The organism is Methanobrevibacter sp. (assembly GCF_045541095.1).
Lineage (GTDB): Archaea > Methanobacteriota > Methanobacteria > Methanobacteriales > Methanobacteriaceae > Methanocatella.
In genome coordinates this window covers 1-4,180 of record NZ_JAZQIJ010000143.1, presented here as the reverse complement: position 1 = coordinate 4,180, position 4,180 = coordinate 1, and the positions used below count along the sequence as shown (strand labels likewise).

General features: G+C 30.5%; 4 protein-coding genes. All 4 read right to left on the bottom strand.

Annotated elements, in window-relative coordinates:
* Positions 1-116: 116 nt before the first annotated feature.
* The 4 genes from ACKI2P_RS06155 to ACKI2P_RS06140 all read right to left on the bottom strand — a co-directional run bounded on the left by ACKI2P_RS06155 (position 117) and on the right by ACKI2P_RS06140 (position 4,070).
* Complete coding sequence (locus tag ACKI2P_RS06155) at positions 117-1,151, bottom strand: zinc-ribbon domain-containing protein (protein ID WP_407375987.1); 1,035 nt, start codon at positions 1,149-1,151, stop codon at positions 117-119.
* A gap of 187 nt (positions 1,152-1,338) precedes the next feature.
* On the bottom strand, positions 1,339-2,109 hold the full coding sequence (locus ACKI2P_RS06150) for a zinc-ribbon domain-containing protein (protein ID WP_407375985.1): 771 nt from the start codon (positions 2,107-2,109) through the stop codon (positions 1,339-1,341).
* Positions 2,110-2,319: 210 nt separating this feature from the next.
* Positions 2,320-3,108, bottom strand: a complete 789-nt coding sequence (locus ACKI2P_RS06145; protein WP_407375983.1) for an ion channel — start codon at positions 3,106-3,108, stop codon at positions 2,320-2,322.
* Positions 3,109-3,362: 254 nt separating this feature from the next.
* Complete coding sequence (locus ACKI2P_RS06140) at positions 3,363-4,070, bottom strand: AIM24 family protein (RefSeq protein ID WP_407375982.1); 708 nt, start codon at positions 4,068-4,070, stop codon at positions 3,363-3,365.
* Positions 4,071-4,180 lie beyond the last annotated feature (110 nt).

Below are 4,180 nucleotides of genomic sequence, written 5' to 3'. Positions count from 1 at the left end.
TTTATTAAATATGCTTTGTAGTATACATTATTTTAATATTGTGTGTAATATATAATTTTATTGTATATTATTTTTATATTTTTTCCAATATTATTTCGAAAATTTAAACTTTAAAATCAAATCAGCTTTGCACCGCAGTTCGGACAGAAATTACTGTCATTATCTATAGAAGAGCCACATTCACTGCAGAACTTAGGTTGATTTTCAAGATTATTTACATTATTTTCCTCAATAAACTCTTGCTTAACAAAGTGATTTTCATCTGGATTAACTTCATTATTTATCCCCAATAGCTCAGCTTTTTTCATTTCAAACTCTTCTTTTGTGAGTAATCCTTTCTCATACAGTTCTGCAAATTTAAGCAATTCATCCACAGAAGATGTTGTTGAAACATTTTCCTGTACCTGTGCGGTTTGTGGAGGATTGTGTATCTTATCAAGAAATGATTCAAAAGCATTATTCATCAAATCGAAATTTTCTCTTGTGACAAATTTCAGTTGCACATGCTCTGCACTTTTTGTATTTATTATAACACTGCTTGATGCATGTAATACTCCTCTTGCATCATAATCAATACTTGTAATATTATAGAAAAAGAGTTTTCTGGTCCCCATGTTTGTTTTAAGCCAAACGCTTTCTTTAATAATTTCAAAATTATCTTTATTTATTATTACATATGCAGTATCGATATTTCGTTGCGGCTGGTTGGTGAAAGTGCTGTATTTAACTTCCTCAATTGAACATTGAAACCACTGCTTGTCTGTTAAATCAATACCAAACTTTTCTTCAAGTTCCGTTTTTTTAATTATTTTTTTATTTTTAGCTTTTTGGACTGCCATCTCATGATTTTCTCTTCTTTTTTCAAGCACTTCCTGATCGGAATTTTCATTAAGAATCTGTTCAATTCTCTGATTAATATCCTCCAGTGTAGGTTCCAGTTCATTGTTTTCAACTTCGCTTTTAACAGTTTTTAAAACTGTCAGCCTCACTTTTTCCTGTTGTCTTGGTTTAATTCCTTTAGCAGTCATCCTACTGAAAAAAGCTAGTCTTGTACGAGTGGGCATTAATCCACCCACTATTTCATCTAAAATCTTTTCAGCTTGTTTCTTTTTTTGTTTTTGCTCTTTATTCCCACTGTTGAATAATGCCATGAAAATCTCCCTTTTAATACACTTGTAATGTTATACATAAATTATGTTTAAAATTATTATTAAATATTTTTAATATCTAAATTTTTTCCAAAAACTCGTAAAATACACTCACTGTATTAATTTACCCCTTAACACTAAATCTAAATAAATATCTAAAATAATCTTATCTATCATTTATTATAGCCGTTTATAATTCATGTCCACAATTAGTGCAGAATTTAAAATCAATTTCTATTTCAACACCACAATTTGGGCAAAACTTTTGAGAAGTAATTTTCATTGCCTTATCAGATTTTTTATTCATAAATCTATTTTTGATTTCTTCAAATTCTTCCTTAGACAATAATCCACGTTCATATAATTCTGCTGCACGAAGAACCCTATCAAAGTTAGCTTCATCCACATTACTATCTTCATCATTATTTTCGCGGAATTGTTCACCACGAATTAACTTATTCCATTCATCATCTGTTAAGGTTTCACCGGCTGTAATTAAACCATCATTAATCCAGTCATTATACCTGTCACGTGAACCAACAATAATATTGCTAATAACATCAATAAAAACTGTTTCTGATTTGAAAATATAATTTCCTTGGCGAGTAACTAAAATAAGCTGTTTTTCCACATTTAGAAAACCTTTATTATCACCAACACGAACTTCCAAAATATCTGAATAATAAATATTAGTTCCATTATAATGAATCTCAACATGATCTGGCCTTAAAGCTATTGTGGTGGTAGCCCATTTTAAATCACCATATTTGCCCATCATCAAATATTTGCCTGTTGAGCCTATCATTGAACCTGCAATAATATCTTCATTACCATATTGACCAATTGCAAAATCTAAACGAATTAAATAATTTGCTGCTTCAATCTGAGCAAGATTAGCATCATATAATTCCTGATATTCTTCTTCAGGAGTTTTTTTATTATTCTGGTTAAATAAACCCATAAATAATCACCATTCATTATATCAATTGTTGTATATACATTATGTTTTTGTTGATATAAATATTTAAGCGCACTGCCAAAACCAAACGATTAGTTGAATCATAAATTGTAATTCAATTCTTTAGCGGAGAAGTTTTTAGAAACAACATTTAGGCAATCTTTAATTGTCATCAGATATTTCTATGATTTTTAAACAATGCAAAATAATAAATTAGTCATTGTCAATAGAATCTTGCAGCTCGGAAATTTTTTGTTTTAACTCTTCATTTTCCTTTTTGACAATATCAAGATCTTCTAAAATCATATTTATCTTTGATTCTATTGAATCATCATCAGTATTTTCCTCAAGTAACCGTTCAGTTAAAAATGAAGAGATAGCCGCTGTAATTGTGGAAAATGCAAATAGTCCAACAATAATTAAAATTAATGAAATGACTTTTTCGCCAAATGTTACAGGAACCACATCCCCATAACCTACTGTTGTCAGAGTCACTATAACAAAGTAAAAGTCATCGAAAAGGTCATATGACGGTCCAAAGAAATACAGCAATATTGTAAATATGAATATTGTACCTATTATCCCCGCCAATATTTTATCAAGATTTGTTTTATCAATGAACCTTTCTAAACTTGTAGCAAATCTTCTAAATAAAAAAACAATCCTCAATAATTTTAAAAGTCTAAGGTACCTTAAAAGAGCAACTTGAGGTATGACTGCAGGCAGCAATACATCAAATGGTATTGATGCAATAAGTGCAAGAATATTATCCTTTTGTTTTAAAAATAGACTTTTGGGTTTGGAGATATAAAAATTGATACCCCATTCAATCAAAAGAATTATACAGACAATAAAATCAAAAATCTGAATATCCAATACAATATTTGGAGGAAGTGTCATAATCATAGCAACGGTAATCAAAACAATGTCTACTATTATTAATGCATTCAATCCCAAAAATATTGCCAAACGGGCATTCATCTCCATACCAAAGGCTTTCAAAATTCTCACCAGCGATTTAATTATATTTGTACATAACATAGATAAATCAAAAATATATCTACAGTTTAATTTTAGAACTAAAATAATGGAGGTTTTATCCCATGGATAAACCGAAACATAGTAATTAAAAAACCATAACATGAATTTTAAAATTACTATTAAAACAGATAAGTAACTGAATATTTCAGTTACATATATTGTTATTATCTTATTATTATTTATAATTTTTGATTTTATTATATTTCAAAAAATCACTAACCTGACTTTGGCAAGTCCCTGATTTTGAGCTTGCCTGCAAGAGGCGCCATCAATATCTTTCCTGTACCCCGATAGACATTTACCAGACCTTCACCTGATACGGCCGAACCCATAAATGATTTTCCTGACTTTTCAACTGTAAGTTCCAGATTGCTTGTCCATGCAATGGCCATCGGTCCGTCGATTGAAACTGTTTCGTTTACCATTTCAATGATTATGAGTTCCTTGTATGGAATTCTTGATTCAAGACAAATATAACCATTTCCAGAGAGAACTGTATTAAAAAGACCTTCTGATGCAGCAATAGCACTTGAAAGATTTGTTCTTTTTTTGACAGACAAATCAACTGACTTTTCAGCTGCCAAAAACAAACCATCATCAATCATAAGATTATTGCCCCAATCATTCAAATCAAGCAAAATCAAATGCCTGTAGGTCTGTTCTGTTACAAGATACCCGTCTCCACTGTATTCCGGTTTTACAGTGGTTTCTCCAGTTACTGTTGATTTGATAAATTTTTTTCCAAAATCTCCGATTCCCTTAATTCCTGAAGAAAGCTTGTTTGATCCGCTCATCCACTGCATGGCTCCTGCCTGTAGATATATTCCAGACGTCCTTGACAAATCAACAACCAGCTGTCTAGGCCTTACATTCATCTTGCTTGAAAAATATCTTATCATTGACTTGGATGGAGTAACGCTCAAGTCCCTTTCAAATTCAATTACTTTAAATTGTCTATTTTCTTCAATAAGATTGATATTGTAATACTAATACTATGTTAATATTACCTTATCTATTCTATTATAAACCGACA